Origin of the sequence: Micromonospora sp. NBRC 110038, from assembly GCF_020884815.1 — a bacterium.
GTDB lineage: Bacteria > Actinomycetota > Actinomycetes > Mycobacteriales > Micromonosporaceae > Micromonospora > Micromonospora haikouensis.
In genome coordinates this window covers 99,302-114,974 of record NZ_BBOL01000012.1, presented here as the reverse complement: position 1 = coordinate 114,974, position 15,673 = coordinate 99,302, and the positions used below count along the sequence as shown (strand labels likewise).

Here is a 15,673-nt window from a genome sequence, read left to right as displayed (position 1 = left end):
GCCGCCCGCCGTCTGCCTCGCGCGGTTCGCCGCGCTCCTCGCGACGACCACGACGAGGGGCCCGCCACCATTCGGTGGCGGGCCCCTTCGTCGCCTGACGGGTCGCCCCTACGCGGGACGGATCAGAGGATCGTCCAGGTGTCGCCGCTGCCCAGCAGGCCGGCGAGCTGCTGCTCCGGGGTCTCGGTGACCTTCGCCTTCGCCTCCTCGACCTGGGCCTGGACCACGCTGTCGTAGGACGGGCGGTCGACCGACCGGAACACGCCGATCGGGGTGTTGCTCAGGTCGAGCCCGGGCAGCCGGGACAGCGCGAACGCGTACGCCGGGTCGGCGACCGTCGCGTCGTGCACGACGATCTCCTCCGGGCGGACCGACGCGGTCTCCCGCACCTCCAGGCCGAAGCCGCCCGGCGGGTGGACGACGCAGAACCGGCCCTCGGCACCGAACGTGATCGGCTGCCCGTGCTCCAGCCGGATCAGGAAGTCGTCGCGGGTGGCCGGCTCCTTGAGCTGGTCGAACGCCCCGTCATTGAAGATGTTGCAGTTCTGGTAGATCTCCACGAACGCCGAGCCCTGGTGCTCGGCGGCGGCCCGCAGCACCGACTGGAGGTGCTTGCGGTCGGAGTCGATGGTGCGGCCGACGAAGCTCGCCTCCGCCCCCAGGGCCAGCGAGATCGGGTTGAACGGCGCGTCGGCCGAACCGGCCGGCGTCGACTTGGTGACCTTGCCGACCTCGGACGTCGGAGAATACTGCCCCTTGGTCAGGCCGTAGATCCGGTTGTTGAACAGCAGGATCTTCAGGTTGACGTTGCGGCGCAGCGCGTGGATGAGGTGGTTGCCGCCGATCGACAGCGCGTCGCCGTCGCCGGTGACGACCCACACGGACAGGTCCGGGCGGGACACCGACAGGCCCGTGGCGATCGCCGGGGCGCGGCCGTGGATCGAGTGCAGCCCGTAGGTGTTCATGTAGTACGGGAACCGGGACGAGCACCCGATGCCGGAGACGAAGACGATCCGCTCCCGGGGGATGTTCAGCTCCGGCATGAACTGCTGCACGGCGGCGAGGATCGCGTAGTCACCGCAGCCGGGGCACCAGCGCACCTCCTGGTCGGACTTGAAGTCCTTCGCGGTGAGCTTGAGGGCGACGGGCTCAGACATTCTTCAGGACCTCTTCCAGCATCGTCTCCAGCTCGGTGGCCGTGAACGGCAGGCCGCGGACCTGGTTGTAGCCGATGGCGTCGACCAGGTACTTGCCCCGGATCACCTGGGCGAGCTGGCCGAGATTCATCTCGGGGATGACCACCCGGTCGTAGGAGCGCAGCACCTCGCCGAGGTTGGCGGGCATCGGGGCCAGGTGCCGCAGGTGCGCCTGCGCGACGGGGAGCCCGCGCTGACGCAGCCGCCGGCAGGCGGCGCCGATCGGGCCGTACGTCGAGCCCCAGCCCAGCACCAGCAGCCGGGCGTTGCCGTCCGGGTCCTCCACCTCGACGTCCGGCACCGGGATCGCCTCGATCCGGGCCGCCCGGGTGCGCACCATGAAGTCGTGGTTGGCCGGGTCGTACGAGATGTCGCCGGTCTTGTCGGCCTTCTCCAGGCCGCCGATGCGGTGCTCCAGCCCCGGCGTGCCCGGGATGGCCCACGGCCGGGCCAGGGTCTGCGGATCACGCAGGTAGGGCAGGAACGTGCCGTCGTCGCCGTTGGGCGCGGTGGCGAACTCGACCCGCAGGTCGGGCAGGGACTCCACGTCGGGCAGCAGCCACGGCTCGGAGCCGTTGGCGACGTAGTTGTCGGAGAGCAGGAGCACCGGGGTGCGGTAGGTCAGCGCGATCCGGGCCGCCTCGATCGCCGCGTGGAAGCAGTCCGACGGGGACTTCGGGGCGATCACCGCGACGGGGGCCTCGCCGTGCCGGCCGTACAGGGCCATGTTGAGGTCGGCCTGCTCGGTCTTGGTGGGCATGCCCGTCGACGGGCCGGCCCGCTGCACGTCCACGATGACCAGCGGCAGCTCCAGCGCCACCGCGAGGGAGATCGTCTCGCTCTTGAGCGCCACGCCGGGCCCGCTGGTGGTGGTGACGCCGAGCGCCCCGCCGTACGACGCGCCGAGCGCCGCGCCGACCGCGGCGATCTCGTCCTCGGCCTGCATGGTGACGATGCCGAACCGCTTGTGCTTGCTCAGCTCGTGCAGGATGTCCGACGCCGGGGTGATCGGGTAGGCGCCGAGGAACACCGGCAGGCCGGAGCGGACGCCCGCGGCCACCAGGCCGAGGGAGAGCGCCGCGTTGCCGGTGATGTTGCGGTAGGTGCCCGGCACCATCTTCGCCGGCTTCACCTCGTAACGCACCGAGAAGGAGTCGGTGGTCTCGCCGAAGTTCCAGCCGGCCCGGAACGCCGCGACGTTCGCCGCGACCAGCTCGGGGCGCTTGGCGAACTTGCGCTCCAGGAAGCGCAGGGTCGACTCGTACGGGCGGGAGTACATCCAGGAGAGCAGGCCGAGGGCGAACATGTTCTTCGCCCGCTCGGCGTCCTTCTTGGACACCTGCTGGTCGGCGAGCGCCCCGACGGTCATCGAGGTGAGCGCGACGGGGTGCACCACGTAGCCGTCGAGGGAGTCGTCGTCCAGAGGGCTGGCCTGGTAGCCCACCTTGGCGAGGTTGCGCTTGGTGAACTCGTCGGTGTTGACGATGATGTCCGCGCCGCGCGGCAGGTCGGCCAGGTTGGCCTTGAGCGCGGCCGGGTTCATCGCGACCAGCACGTTCGGCGCGTCGCCCGGGGTGAGGATGTCGTAGTCGGCGAAGTGCACCTGGAAGCTCGACACGCCCGGCAGGGTCCCGGCGGGGGCCCGGATCTCGGCGGGGAAGTTGGGCAACGTGGAGATGTCGTTGCCCAGCTGGGCCGTCTCCGAGGTGAACCGGTCGCCGGTCAGCTGCATGCCGTCGCCGGAGTCGCCGGCGAACCGGATGACCACCCGGTCGAGTTGACGGATCTGCTTCGTCACGCCTGCCCCTCGCTTCGCTCGGCGCGGTCGCGCGGGCGGCTGAACATGATGGTGACCTCGCCTTGCCCGGCCACATGACCTCCTTGACACAGCGCTGCCCCGCACCGCCCGTGGGTGGTCCGGTCCGGTCTGGGTTCCTACCCGAGAGCCTACGTCGGATGGGATGTCGAGCTTGCCCAGTGGTCCGCCGACTGGGAACAGATTCCGGGCGCTTACGTCATGGTTTGGGGCTGTTTGCCCCGCCCGCCGTAATCAGAATCACCGGCCGCCGGACGGGTCGGTGAGCCGGCGACGCAGCGAGACGGTGGCCAACGCGAGCGCCAGCACCACCAGCAGCACCGAGATCACGATCAGGGCGACCGCGCCCCGCTGCGCCGTGCTGAGCCCCCCGCCGGGTCGGTCGCCGGCCCCGGCGGCGGCGAGCACCCCCTGGGAGCCGGCCGGGGCGGGCGTCGCGATCGGGGTGGCCATCGCGGCCGCCGCGGTGATCCGGAAGCTCATCTGCAACTGCCGGGCCTGCCCGCTGCGCGGGTCGAGGCGGCCGACCACGGCGCCGGCCAGCGGCGCGTCGCGCTGCGCCTCGGCGGTCGCGCTGACCGTGAGCCGCAGGGTGGCGGCCCCGCCGGCCCGCACCGCGCCGACGTCGCACCTGGTGCGGGTGGCGCTCAGCGCGGCACAGCCGGCCGGCGGGGCCGGGATCGTGACGCCGTCGGGCAGGACCACCTCGATCCGCCCGTCCGCGTCGACCGTGCCGGTGTTGCCCAGCCGGACGGCCAGCTCGCTGGCGCTCCCGCTGATGTCGAACGCCACCCCGTCGGCCCGCAGCGCGATGCCCGGCACCGGCGGGCCCGGCGGGAAGAGCACCGCGAAGCCCTCGTTGTCGTCGACCGACCCGGCCACCACCCCCGGGGCGGTGGCGCTCACCCGCACCGCGCCGCTGAGCGGCATCCGCCGCCACGCGTCGCCGTCGACCCGCACCGAGATCAGCGTGCTGAACCGCGCGCCGGCCGCCGTCGTCCACGCGCCGCAGCGGTGCCCGCCGCCCCCGGCCGGCGCGCAACCGGCGGTGCCCGCGTCGGTCAGGCCGGCCGGCAGCGTGTACGAGAGCCGGATCTGCTCGGTTGCATCGCCGGTGTTGGTCACGGTGATCCGCAGCGTGGTCGTGGTCCCGGCCGCGTTCCAGTACGCGTCGGTCAGCACGACGTCGTCGGTGCTCACCCGCACGCCGAGGCGGCCCGGTGCCGGGGCGCCCGGACCGGGGGCCGACGTGCGCACCGGCGGGGTGGTGGTCGGGGCCGACGGCCCGGCGGTGGTGGCCGGCGCCGTGGTGGTGGGCGGGTCGGCGGGGCCGGCCGGCGTGCTGGGCGCCGGCCCGGTGGTGGTGGGGGCCGGGGCGGTGGTCTCCGGCGGCGGGGGCAGCGTCGGCGGGGCCTCGGTGGGCGTCGGCTCGGCGGGCGTCGGCTCGACCGGCGGGGTCTCGTCGCCGGGGTCGCCGGCCGGCCCCGCCGGAGGGTCCGCCGGCGCGGCCGCCGCGCGGGCCGGGGGCGGCGCGGCCGTGGCCCAGCCGGGCAGCGCCGCGACCGCGGCGAGCAGCCCGACCGTCAGGGACGCGGCGAGCAGCGTCACGAGACGTCGGTCGGTTGCCCGCCGAACGGGGCGTACGTCCACGCGGGCCAGCTCCTCCGCCAACAGTCGGTGACGGTTCATTATTCGGTAACACTTGCCCGGCGGCACTAGTCCCGCCGGGAAACAGTTCCGTAACGTGCGCCGGGCGCGGCACGGTAGGCTGACCCACCGTGACCGGTTACCTGGGCTCGTACGCGACGCTCGGGCTCCTGCTGCTCGCCGCCGCCCTCTTCTTCGTCGTGGCGTTCGCCGCGAACCGGGTGCTGCGTCCCGCCCGTCCGGCGGACCCGCCGGGGAAGCGGGCCGGCTACGAGTGCGGCCTCGACCCGGTGGGCGGCGACTGGGCCCAGATGCAGATCCGCTACTACGTGTACGCCTACCTGTACGTGCTGTTCGCGGTCGAGGCGGTCTTCCTGTTCCCGTGGGCGGTGGTCTTCGACCGGCCCGGCTTCGGGCTCGTCACGGTCGCCGAGATGGGCGTCTTCGTGGGCGTGCTGGCGCTGGGCATCCTCTACGCCTGGCGCAAGAACATCCTCCGCTGGACCTGAACGCCGACGCCGGGCCTGGCCGACGGTGCGGCGGGCACCCGGGCGGGCCGGGGCCGACGGTCAGGCCAGCCCGCGGCGGGTGACGGTCGGCGGGCGGTCGCCCCGGATCGACGCCACCATGTCCAGCACCCGCCGGGTGGGCCCCACCTGGTGGGCGCGGAACACGCGCGCGCCCAGCCAGGCCGACAGCGCGGTCGCCGCGAGGGTCCCCTCCAGCCGTTCGGCCACGGGCAGGTCCAGCGTCTCGCCGATGAAGTCCTTGTTGGACAGGGCCACCAGCAGCGGCCAGCCGGTGGCGGAGAGCTCGTCGAGCCGGCGGGTGATCTCCAGGGAGTGCCGGGTGTTCTTGCCGAAGTCGTGCGCCGGGTCGATGAGGACGCCGTCGGGGCGTACCCCCAGGGCGACCGCGCGCTCGGCGAGGCCGGTGACCGTCGCGACCACGTCGGCCACCACGTCGGCGAACGCCGCCCGGTGCGGGCGGGTGCGCGGCTCCAGCCCGCCCGCGTGCGAGCAGACCAGCCCGGCCCCGGTCTCGGCCGCGACCCGGGCGAGCGCCGGGTCCGCCCCCGACCAGGTGTCGTTGAGCAGGTCGGCGCCGGCCGCGACCGCCTCCACCGCCACCTCGGCCCGCCAGGTGTCGATGGAGATGACCACGTCCGGGAAGGCGGCCCGCACGGCGGCGATCGTGTCCACCGTGCGGCGGATCTCCTCGGCCACGTCCACCTCGTCGCCGGGGCCTGCCTTGACCCCGCCGATGTCGATGATCTCCGCGCCCTCGGCCACCGCCCGCTCCACCGCGCGCAGCGCGCTGTCCTGCGCGAAGGTCGCCCCCCGGTCGAAGAACGAGTCGGGCGTGCGGTTGACGATGGCCATCACCACCAGCTCGCCCGGCGCGAAGGTCCGGCTTCCGAGCCGAAGCGCCCCGGCCATGTCGCCTCCCGATCTCCCGCAGCCGCCGATCCGTCGCGGCCACCGGTCTGTCGCGGCCGTCGATCCTTGCGGCCGCCGGTCTTCCGTAGCCGGCCGGGCGACCCGGCCGCCTCCGACGCTAGCCGGTCGCCCGGTGGTCCTTCCTGGCGGTACGACGGCACAGATCCGCACCGATCTGTGGGAGGACCGCCCGGCGGGGTCGCTCCGGGCCCGTTCGCGTGCCACGATCTCTTGCATGGGTCAGGTGCTGCTCCTGCTGGTCGTCGCGCTCACCGTCGCGGCAGTGGTCTTCGGGGTGACGGTGCTGGTCACCGGCCGCGATCCCGGCCTCGCGCCGGTCGAGCCGGACGGGCGGGCCGTTCCGCTGCCGGTCAGCCGGCCGCTGCGTGAGTCCGACGTGGGCGACGTCCGTTTCGACACGGCGCCGCGCGGGTACCGGATGTCCCAGGTCGACCAGGCGATGCGCCGGGCGGCCTACGACATCGGGTACAAGTCCGAGCTGATCGGCGTGCTGGAGGCGGAGGTCACCGCGTTGCGCGAGGGACGGGTCGCCGACGCCGACGCGCTGCGGCACACCCGCGAGCAGGCGGCGGCTGCCGCCGCCGAGCAGGCAGTGGGGGCCGACGCCCCCACCGCCGCCGCAGCCCCCACCGCCGTAGCCGCTACCGGTGCGGCTGCCGCCGCCGACGCCCCCACCGGGGACGCCGCCCCGGCCGCCGTCCCCGCCACCGGAGCCGACCTCACGGTGACCGCCGCCGCCCCCGAGGCCGGCGACCGCGAGCCGACCGACCGCCCCGTCGGGTCGGAGCCGGCGTGACCGGCTCGGCGGACGCCGAGGGCCTCCGCGAGGCGGCCCAGCCCGGCGCCGGCGAGGTCACCGCCACGGTGATCGTCAACGCGCCGGCCGAGCGGGTGTTCGCCGGCCTGCTGGCCTGGGAGCGGCAGTCCGACTGGATCCCGTTCACCACCGTCCGGGTCGTCGAGGGCGACGGCGGCGAGGGCAGCCTCGTGGAGGCGGTCACCTCGCTCGGGCCGGCGGTCCTGCGCGACGAGATGCGGGTGGTCCGGGTCGACGCGCCGTACGAGATCGGCGTGGTGCACTGCGGTCGCCTGCTGCGCGGCCCCGGGGTGCTGCGCTGCACCCCGATCGAGGGCGGGCGCACCCAGGTCGTCTGGCACGAGTGGTTCCACGTGCCGGGCGGCGCGGCCGGGCGGGTGGCGTGGCCGGTGCTCTGGCCCGGCTCCAAGGTCAGCCTGACCCAGGCGCTGAGGAAGTTCGGCCGGCTGGTCGAGCAGGGTCGCCTGCCCTGACGGCCGCCACCGCGCCGCCCGGTGCGGGCGGGTGCGGGTCGGGCGCTGCCGGGTACGGCCGGGGCGTTACCGCCAGGTCGCCGACATGGTGGGGTCCCGAGGGTTCGGATACCGCCACCACGCCGGCACGCCCTTGCCCGGCCGGCGGCTCCGGCTAGCGTGTGAGCCGTGACTGACCTGGTGATCGGCGCGGACGGGCTGGCCCGCTGCGCGTGGGGGGCGAGCACCCCGGACTACGTCCCCTACCACGACCGGGAGTGGGGGCGACCCCTGCGCGGCGACGACGCGCTCTACGAGCGGATGACCCTGGAGGCGTTCCAGTCGGGCCTGTCCTGGCTGACCATCCTGCGCAAGCGCCCCGCGTTCCGGCTGGCCTTCGACGACTTCCGCATCGAGGCGGTGGCGGCCTACGGCGAGGCCGACGTGACCCGGCTGCTGGCCGACGCCGGCATCGTGCGCAACCGGGCCAAGGTCGAGGCGGCGATCGCCAACGCCCGGGCCGCCCTGGAGCTGCCCGAGGGGCTCTCCGCCCTGCTCTGGTCCTACGCGCCGCCGCCCCGGGCCGCCCGGCTGGCCTCGTTCGCCGAGGTTCCGGCGCTGACCCCGGAGTCGACGGCCCTGGCCAAGGCGCTGAAGAAGCGCGGGTTCCGGTTCGTCGGCCCCACCACGGCGTACGCGCTCATGCAGGCCACCGGCATGGTCGACGACCACCTGGCCGGCTGCCACGTCACCGACGTGATGGGATCGACCCCATGACCGACACCGACGACCGCCCCGACAGCACGGTCCCCGAGCGCCCCGACGGCACGGTCCCCGACGGCACGGTCCCCGCCGGGCCCGACCCCGGGCGGGGCGCCGCCGCCTGGGCCGTGCTCCTCCCCCCGGGGCGCTACGAGGCCGAGCGGCTCGTCCACCACGACACCCTGGAGCTGACGGGGCTGACCGGGCTGACCGGCGACGCCGCGGCCGGCGGCCCCGCCACCGGGGCCGGGGTCGGGGCCGCCGACGCCGGGGCCACCGCCACCAGGGCCGGGGTCGGGGCCGCCACCGCCACCACCGGCCCCCGGCCGGGTGACGCCGTGGCCGTGCTGACCGAGGACCCGCTCCGGCTGGTGGCCCTCGGCCGGGTCGCCCGGGCCACCGCCGAGCGCCGCGAGGACCCCGACGACCCCCAGTCCGACCCGGCCTCCGGCGCGTTCGTGGTCGCGTACACCCGGCGGGTCTTCGACGAGCCGGTGCCGGCCGACGGGCTGGCGCTCGACGGGCCGGTCACCGCGCTGCCCGCCGACGCCTACCGGGCGCTGGTCGGGCGGCTCGGCCCGCCGCCGGCCCGCCGGTCCTGGCTGGTCAGCCTGGACCTCCCGATCGAGGCGGCCACGCCGGCGGAGGCCGTCCGGCTTTTCTGGTCCTACGTGCGCGACCTGGGCCCCCGCGAGCTGCCCGCCTTCGTCTCGCCGTCCGGCGACGAGCTGGCGATGCAGGCGTTCGTGCTGGGGGCCGAGGCCAACCAGGATCCGGAGGAGGACGACTGACCCGGCCCCGGCGACCCCGGCCGCGTCCCGGCTGCGTCCGACGGCGGGTGCGGCGGCCCACCGGGCGGCGGGTTCAGCGGCCCTCGAAGACGGGCTTCTGCTTGTTGACGAAGGCCAGGGTGGCGGCCCGGTGGTCGGCGGTGCCCCCGCAGATCGACTGGGCCTGCGCCTCGGCGGCCAGGGCGTCGGCGAGAGTGCCGGCGTCGGCGATGGAGAGCTGCCGCTTGATCGCCCCGTACGCGACGGTCGGGCCGGCGGCGAGCCGGGCGGCCAGCTCCTGCGCGGTCGGCAGCACCTGCTCGTCGTCGTCGAGCAGGCGGGTCAGCAGGCCCAGCCGGCTGGCCTCCTCGGCGGCGACCGGCTCGGCGAGCATCAGCAGCTCGACGGCCTTGGCGTGGCCGACCAGCCGGGGCAGCGTCCAGGAGGCGCCGGTGTCGGCGGCGAGCCCCACCCCGGCGAAGGCCATCAGGAACCGGGTCTTCGGCCCGCCGATGCGGAAGTCGGCCAGGAAGGCCAGCGACGCCCCGGCCCCGGCGGCCATCCCCCGCACGGCGGCCACCACCGGCTTCGGCAGGTTGGCCAGCCGGGCGGCGATCGGGTTGTAGTGGGCCCGGACGGTGTCCAGCGGGTTCGCGTCCGGCGACTCCAGGACCTGCACGTGCTCGCGCAGGTCCTGGCCGGCGCTGAACGAGCCGCCCGCCCCGGCCAGCACCACGGCCCGGCAGGACCGGTCGGCCTCCAGCTCGGCCAGGGCGTCCCGGAGCGCCTCCTTGAGCGCCACGTCGAGCGCGTTCATCGCGGTCGGGCGGTTGAGGGTCAGGGTGACGACGGCGTCGGTGCGGTCGACGAGCAGCGGCTCGGTCACGTCTTGACGACCCTTCTCTCACGGTTGGTGGCGTCGAGGCACTGCTCGACGTACCGGTCGGCGGCCGGCCGCAGCCGGGTCGCGTGTCGGTCGAAGAAACTGGCCGCGGCGGTGCCGGGCCAGCGCTCGGGCAGCAGCGCCGGGGGGAGCTGCGGGTCCCGGAACAGGAAAGTACGCCATGCGTGCACGAGCCGGAACCGGGCCGCGTACGCCTCCTCGTCGTCGCTGCGCACCGTGACGGCGGCCAGCAGCGGGCGCTGCTCGGCGACGAACTGCTCGTAGGCGTGGCCGATCTCGGTGAGGTCCCAGGCGCGGCGGACCACGCCCATCGCGCCCGGGGTGCCGGCGGCGTGCGCGGCGGTGAACCGCTCGTACCGCACACCGGCCTCTTCGAGCAGGACGTCGACGTCCTCCGCCGGCCGGGTGGCCACCCAGGTCTGCTCGTCGAGGGCGCCGTAGCCGAGGAAGCTCAGGTTGGCGGCGAGCCGCTGCCGCTCCCGGCGGGAGGCGGGGCTGTCCAGGACGAGCATGTCGAACCGTCCGTCCCAGCTGATCCGACCGGTCCGGTAGATCCGGGCGGCCGCCTCGTCGAGTCGTCGTGCGGCTTTCGGTGTGATCGAATAGCCCGGCCCCGAGGCCAGCCGGAGCGGGTCGAGCCAGCCCTGGCGGACCATCCGGCTGACCGCCGTGCGCACCGCCGGTGGGGCGATCCCGAGCGGCGCGAGCAACTTGACCAGGGCGGCGACCGGCGCGCGGCCACCCCGGGGTCGGAGGTGGTCGCCGTACAGGTCGAAGAGTGCCGACCGTGCCTGCATGACCGCACATTGTGACAGGCCTTCTCAAGATAAGCTAGGTCCTGTTACATCAATGCCTCTTCGGTTTGGGTCCGGCGGTGTTCATCAGGGAAAATCGTTGGTCGACACCGCCGTGCACGTCGCGGTGGGTGATGGCGAAGAGGCTGTGGGGCAACCCACCGACCCTGTTGCAGGTCTGAGGGGAGACAACATGGCGGCGATGAAGCCGCGGACGGGCGACGGTCCGCTGGAAGTCACCAAGGAGGGCCGGGGCATCGTCATGCGGGTCCCGCTGGAGGGTGGTGGCCGGCTCGTCGTCGAGATGACTCCCGACGAGGCCAACGCGCTCGGTGACGCACTGAAGGCAGCCGCCGGCTGACCGAGGCACGGTCCGGGCGGCGCTCGTCGCGCGGGCGGTTCACACCTCCCTGAGCCACCGGCCCCGCCGGTGGCTCAGGGCTTCACCCTGGGCCCGGGGCGCGTCCGGGCCCTCTTCCGACCCATCTGGAGGTCGTTCCAGCGTGCTTGCCATCCGCCTGGTGGGTGGGCCCGAGCGGTCCGAGGCCCTGGCCCTGCCCATCCGACCCGCCGGCACGGCCGAGGACGGCGCGCAGGGGGCGACGGTGCTGCCCGGCCTGCCGGCGCTCGCCGACGACGTGCTGGCCGAGGCCGCCGCCCTGGCCCCGGCGGCCCGGGCCACCGGGCGGGCCGGCGAGGTGCACGTCCACCTGCGGCCGGGACGGGTCCCGGCGCGGTTGCTGCTGGTCGGCGCGGGCGACGGCGACGAGTCCGGATGGCGGGCGGCGGGGGCCGCGCTGGCCCGGTCGGCGTCCGGTGAGACACATCTCACGATCATGATGCCGGTCGATGTCGAGCCCGACGCGGTGCGCGGCCTCGTCGAGGGGCTGCTGCTGGCGTCGTACCGTTTCCGGCTCACCGAGGCCGGCGAGTCCCCGGCGCTGGCCGGCGTCGACGTCGCCGTCGGTGACCCGACCGCGTACGCGGACGTGGTCGAACGGGCCGAGGTCACCGCCCGGATGACCCGCCTGGCCCGGGACCTGACCAACACCCCGTCCTCCGTGAAGAACCCGCAGTGGTTCGCCGAGCAGGTCGAGGCCGCCGTGGCCGACCGACCCGACCTGCGGCTGCGGGTCCGGCAGCCCGACGAACTGGCCGCCGAGGGCTTCGGCGGCATCCTCGCCGTCGGCGGCGGCTCCGCCAGCGGCCCGCGCCTGGTCGAGCTGGACTGGCACCCCGCCGACGCGCGCACCCACGTCGTCCTGGTCGGCAAGGGGATCACCTTCGACACCGGCGGCATCTCCATCAAGCCGGTGCCCGCCATGAAGCTGATGCGCAAGGACATGGCCGGGGCCGCCGCCGTCGTGGCCGCCACGCTGGGCGCGGCCGCGCTGCGGCTGCCGGTCCGGATCACCACCCTGACGCCGCTGGCGGAGAACGCGGTCAGCGGGTCGGCGTTCCGCCCCGGCGACGTCATCACCCACTACGGCGGCGTGACCAGCGAGACCACCAACTCCGACGCCGAGGGGCGGCTGGTGCTCGCCGACGCGCTGGCGTACGCCGTCGCCGAGCTCAAGCCCGATCTGCTGATCGACCTGGCGACGCTGACCGGGGCGAACATGGTGGCGCTCGGCAAGCGCACCGGCGCGCTCTACTCCGACAACGACGAACTGGCCGCCGACGTGCTGGCCGCGATCGACGCGGCCGGCGAGTCGGCCTGGCGGATGCCGCTGCCGGCCGACTACGTCGAATATCTGGGCAGCGACGTGGCCGACCTCTACAGCGCCCCGAACCAGGGCGGCGGGTCGGTGCTGGCCGCGCTCTACCTGCGTGAGTTCACCGGCGACCTGCGGCAGCGCTGGCTGCACGTCGACATGTCCGCGCCCTCGTGGGCCGACGGCGACGCCGCCGAGCTGACCCGCGGCGCCACCGGCTGGGGGGTGCGCGGCCTGCTGCGCTGGCTGGCCACGCTCGGGTGACGTGTGCCTCCCCGGCGGCGGGGGCGGCTCAGGGCTTCGCGCGGCGGGCGGCGTGACTCAGCACTTCACGGCGGCGAGCAGGCCGTGACCGACCGGGAGCAGCGCCGGCGTCCAGTCCTCGGACTCCCGGAGCGCCTTGATCGTCTCCCGGGTGGTCACCGTCTCCACGTCCCGGGCCGCCGGGTCGCCGATCCGGCCGTCGGCCAGCGTGCCGTGCAGGGCGAGCACCCCGCCGCGGCGCAGCAGCCGCAGCGCCGCGGCCACGCAGGAGCTGAAGTTGGTGGCCTCGGTGTCGACGAAGACCATGTCGTACGCGCCGTCGGCGAGCCGGGGCAGCACCTCCAGCGCCCGCCCGGTGATGATGCGGGTGCGCCCGGAGGGGAAGCCCGCCTCGGCGAAGATCCGACGGGCGATCCGCTGGTGCTCCACCTCGACGTCGATGGTGGTGAGGACGCCGTCGGCGCGCATTCCCCGCAGCAACCACACGCCGCTCACGCCGGTGCCGGTGCCGATCTCGACCACCGCCCGCGCGCTCCCGGCGGCGGCGAGCAGCCGCAGGGCCGCCCCCGTGCCCGGGGTCACCGCGTCGAGGCCCACCTCGCGGGCGAGGCTGCGGGCGGTCCGCAGCACGAGGTCCTCGGTGACGTACGACTCGGCGAACTGCGACGCCGGGGTCGTCGAGCTGCCGGAACTGGCGGCCGTGGCGATGGGACACCTCCGTCGGGGGCGGGTTGGCGGGTATGAGCCTAGAGGCGGGGGCGAACGGGCGCAGCCGCGAGTCCGGTGCCCGACGATCACGGTGGAACGTGCCCGATCGGGCGGTTCCCACCGGGCGGTCACGCACCGCAACCGCTGACTGCACTCGCGGCATTCGTGTAATCCTGGATGCGGTATCCCCGTCGTCGGACCGGCCAGCCCTGCCGGCCCGGGGCGAGGGGGCCGGGGACGACTGGGAGGCACCGACGTGACCGACGGCTGGGACTGGCGCCAGCCCGGGGGAGCTCCGACTCCGGCGGCACCGCCGGGGGCCGGTGCGCCGCCGGCCGGGCCGCCGACGGCGCCCGACGGCGTCCACCAGGGTTCCGCGACCTCGCCCTGGTGGTCCGACGCGCTCGCCGACCCGTGGCGCGACCCGTACGCCCCGGCGGCGGTGGTGGTGCCCGGCCCCGTCGACGGTGCCGCGGAGCCGGAGCCGGTCGTCGACCCGGACGCGCCGGGCCGGCCGACGCTGCGCCAACTGCTGCTCATCCCGCTGATCACCGCGCTGCTCGCCGGGACCCTCGGCGGTGCCCTGGGGTACGCCTTCGCGGTGCGCGGCGGCGCGGCGGGCGGCCCGGTGCTCGGTGCCGGTTCCGCCGAGGCCCCGGCGCTGGCCCAGCGCAAGCCGGAGTCGCTGGCCGGGGTAGCCCAACGCGTCCTGCCCAGCGTGGTCACCGTCCGGGTGGCCAGCCTGGGCGGGACGAGCGAGGGTTCCGGCTTCATCGTCAGCGCCGACGGCTACGTGATCACCAACGACCACGTCGTCGCCGGGGGCACCGGCAAGGCGTCGGTGGTGTTCAACGACGGCAGCACCGCCGCCGCCAGCGTCGTCGGCCAGGACCCGGAGTCCGACATCGCGGTGATCAAGGTGGCCTCCGCCACAAACCTGCGGCCGGTGGAGTTCGGTGACTCCGACGCCCTCGCCGTCGGCGACCCGGTGCTGGCCATCGGCTCGCCGCTGTCCCTGGCCAACACGGTGACCGCCGGCATCGTGAGCGCCCTGGACCGGACGATGCAGGCGGGCGACCCGGGCGGGCCGACCCGCTACTACGCGGCCATCCAGACCGACGCCGCGGTCAACCACGGCAACTCCGGCGGCCCGCTGGTGGACTCGGCCGGCCGGGTGATCGGGGTGAACTCGACGATCAAGTCGCTGGTGGCCGACGGGCAGGAGGCCGGCAACATCGGGCTCGCCTTTGCCATCCCGATCAACCAGGCGAAGCGGGTCACCCAGGACATCATCGGCACCGGCAAGGCCCGCCGTACGGTGATCGGCGCCCAGGTCGGCGGCACCGGCGCGGCCAGCGGCGGCACCGGCGGCGTACGCCTGGCGTCGGTGGAGCCGTCGGGCCCGGCGGCCGGGGCCGGGCTGCGGGCGGGGGACGTGATCCTGCGGCTCGCCGGCCGCCCGATGTCCGACCCGACCGACCTGATCGCCCTGGTACGCAAGTTCGCGCCGGGGTCCGTGGTGACCGTGGAGTACCGGCGCGGTTCGAGCCGGCAGAACGCCTCGGTGACGCTTGCCGCGGACGTCAAGTGAGACCCACCGGCCCCTCCCCGAGGAGCCTTCACCTGCGTACGCTTGGCCTGATGCCCACGAGGAGGCCCAGCAGTGTTCGAGAACCTCAACTGGTGGGAGATCGCCGCGCTGCTGCTCCTGGCGCTGCTGATCTTCGGTGACCGGCTGCCCAACGTGATCAGCGACGGGCTGCGCATGGTCCGTAACCTGCGCGCCATGGCCCGCAACGCGACCGGCGACCTGAGCCGTGAGCTGGGCACCGACATCCAGCTGGAGGACCTGCACCCGAAGGCGTTCATCCGCAAGCACCTGCTGAGCGAGGAGGACGAGCAGGCGATCCGGAAGCCGCTGCAGGGCGTCTACGACAGCCTCCGCGCGGACGTCACCGCCGTGCACGACGACCTGAAGGACGTGGCCAAGGCGGTCGACCTGAAGTCGACGGCCCCGGGCGGCGCGGTCACGGCCACCTCCGGCGGCACGGCCCCGGCCCCCCGCACGGCCAGCTACGACGACGCCACCTGACCCCGCGCCTTCGTCGCCGGTGGGGCGCGCCTCCCGGTCGGAACCCCGCCCCCGGCCTCCGGCCCGCGTGGCGGCCGATGCACAGGTCGGCGCATAGGGAGCTGAGTCAGATACGACATCACCGCCCTGCCGCCGGGACCGGGTGATCAGGAGGATCGTGCCGGCGTTCCGCCGGTCGACCCACGCTGTCCCGGTGAGATCGGCTGATGTCGTATTCGACTCAGCTCCCTATGCGGCGAGACGAGTCATCCCGCCGGGAGCGCCGAGGGGCCGGCC

The 15,673-nt window shown here is 74.7% G+C and carries 16 protein-coding genes; 9 read left to right on the top strand and 7 right to left on the bottom strand.

Features of this window, described 5'->3' with window-relative positions; genetic code table 11:
* Positions 1-122: 122 nt before the first annotated feature.
* The 3 genes from LPU61_RS30060 to LPU61_RS30050 all read right to left on the bottom strand — a co-directional run bounded on the left by LPU61_RS30060 (position 123) and on the right by LPU61_RS30050 (position 4,701).
* Entirely contained in the window at positions 123-1,157 is a 1,035-nt protein-coding gene (locus LPU61_RS30060; protein WP_043961718.1) for a 2-oxoacid:ferredoxin oxidoreductase subunit beta, read from the bottom strand.
* Positions 1,150-2,994 carry a 2-oxoacid:acceptor oxidoreductase subunit alpha gene (locus tag LPU61_RS30055; protein ID WP_077935984.1) on the bottom strand — a complete coding sequence of 615 codons (1,845 nt, stop codon included), beginning with the start codon at positions 2,992-2,994 and terminating at the stop codon, positions 1,150-1,152. The genes LPU61_RS30060 and LPU61_RS30055 overlap by 8 nt, the downstream gene beginning before the upstream one ends.
* A 258-nt stretch (positions 2,995-3,252) precedes the next feature.
* Entirely contained in the window at positions 3,253-4,701 is a 1,449-nt protein-coding gene (locus LPU61_RS30050) for a hypothetical protein (protein WP_229406826.1), read from the bottom strand.
* Positions 4,702-4,790: 89 nt separating this feature from the next.
* Between LPU61_RS30050 and LPU61_RS30045 the strand changes: the two genes are divergently transcribed.
* Positions 4,791-5,168: an NADH-quinone oxidoreductase subunit A gene (locus LPU61_RS30045; protein WP_043961720.1), complete on the top strand. Its 378-nt coding sequence runs from the start codon at positions 4,791-4,793 to the stop codon at positions 5,166-5,168.
* Positions 5,169-5,228: 60 nt separating this feature from the next.
* Here the strand turns inward: LPU61_RS30045 and folP are convergent, their stop codons facing one another.
* Complete coding sequence (gene folP / locus LPU61_RS30040; protein ID WP_091283239.1) at positions 5,229-6,098, bottom strand: dihydropteroate synthase; 870 nt, start codon at positions 6,096-6,098, stop codon at positions 5,229-5,231.
* Between the two features lie 235 nt (positions 6,099-6,333).
* Between folP and LPU61_RS30035 the strand changes: the two genes are divergently transcribed.
* The 4 genes from LPU61_RS30035 to LPU61_RS30020 all read left to right on the top strand — a co-directional run bounded on the left by LPU61_RS30035 (position 6,334) and on the right by LPU61_RS30020 (position 8,941).
* Positions 6,334-6,915, top strand: coding sequence for a DivIVA domain-containing protein (locus tag LPU61_RS30035; protein WP_229406825.1), 582 nt, complete (start codon positions 6,334-6,336; stop codon positions 6,913-6,915).
* A complete protein-coding gene (locus LPU61_RS30030) occupies positions 6,912-7,409 on the top strand; it encodes an SRPBCC family protein (protein ID WP_043961722.1) in 498 nt (165 codons plus the stop codon). Before LPU61_RS30035 ends, LPU61_RS30030 begins: the two co-directional genes overlap by 4 nt.
* 168 nt (positions 7,410-7,577) lie before the next feature.
* Positions 7,578-8,165 (top strand): DNA-3-methyladenine glycosylase I, encoded by a 588-nt coding sequence (locus tag LPU61_RS30025; RefSeq protein ID WP_305072019.1) that lies wholly within the window; start codon positions 7,578-7,580, stop codon positions 8,163-8,165.
* Positions 8,162-8,941 carry a hypothetical protein gene (locus LPU61_RS30020; protein WP_229406824.1) on the top strand — a complete coding sequence of 260 codons (780 nt, stop codon included), beginning with the start codon at positions 8,162-8,164 and terminating at the stop codon, positions 8,939-8,941. The genes LPU61_RS30025 and LPU61_RS30020 overlap by 4 nt, the downstream gene beginning before the upstream one ends.
* Before the next feature lie 73 nt (positions 8,942-9,014).
* Here the strand turns inward: LPU61_RS30020 and LPU61_RS30015 are convergent, their stop codons facing one another.
* Positions 9,015-9,806 (bottom strand): enoyl-CoA hydratase/isomerase family protein, encoded by a 792-nt coding sequence (locus LPU61_RS30015; RefSeq protein WP_043961725.1) that lies wholly within the window; start codon positions 9,804-9,806, stop codon positions 9,015-9,017.
* A complete protein-coding gene (locus LPU61_RS30010) occupies positions 9,803-10,621 on the bottom strand; it encodes a PaaX family transcriptional regulator C-terminal domain-containing protein (protein WP_043961726.1) in 819 nt (272 codons plus the stop codon). The genes LPU61_RS30015 and LPU61_RS30010 overlap by 4 nt, the downstream gene beginning before the upstream one ends.
* Positions 10,622-10,811: 190 nt before the next feature.
* On the opposite strand from LPU61_RS30010, the gene LPU61_RS30005 reads away from it, so the two are divergent.
* On the top strand, positions 10,812-10,979 hold the full coding sequence (locus tag LPU61_RS30005; RefSeq protein WP_007455245.1) for a DUF3117 domain-containing protein: 168 nt from the start codon (positions 10,812-10,814) through the stop codon (positions 10,977-10,979).
* 142 nt (positions 10,980-11,121) lie between these two features.
* Positions 11,122-12,597: a M17 family metallopeptidase gene (locus LPU61_RS30000; RefSeq protein WP_229406823.1), complete on the top strand. Its 1,476-nt coding sequence runs from the start codon at positions 11,122-11,124 to the stop codon at positions 12,595-12,597.
* A 57-nt stretch (positions 12,598-12,654) separates the two neighbouring features.
* Here the strand turns inward: LPU61_RS30000 and LPU61_RS29995 are convergent, their stop codons facing one another.
* A complete protein-coding gene (locus LPU61_RS29995) occupies positions 12,655-13,305 on the bottom strand; it encodes an O-methyltransferase (RefSeq protein ID WP_255378719.1) in 651 nt (216 codons plus the stop codon).
* A gap of 241 nt (positions 13,306-13,546) precedes the next feature.
* Here LPU61_RS29995 and LPU61_RS29990 point away from each other — a divergent pair, with 241 nt between their 5' ends.
* Positions 13,547-14,896, top strand: coding sequence for a S1C family serine protease (locus LPU61_RS29990; RefSeq protein ID WP_229406840.1), 1,350 nt, complete (start codon positions 13,547-13,549; stop codon positions 14,894-14,896).
* A gap of 72 nt (positions 14,897-14,968) precedes the next feature.
* On the top strand, positions 14,969-15,397 hold the full coding sequence (locus LPU61_RS29985) for a preprotein translocase subunit TatB (RefSeq protein WP_043961730.1): 429 nt from the start codon (positions 14,969-14,971) through the stop codon (positions 15,395-15,397).
* Positions 15,398-15,673 lie beyond the last annotated feature (276 nt).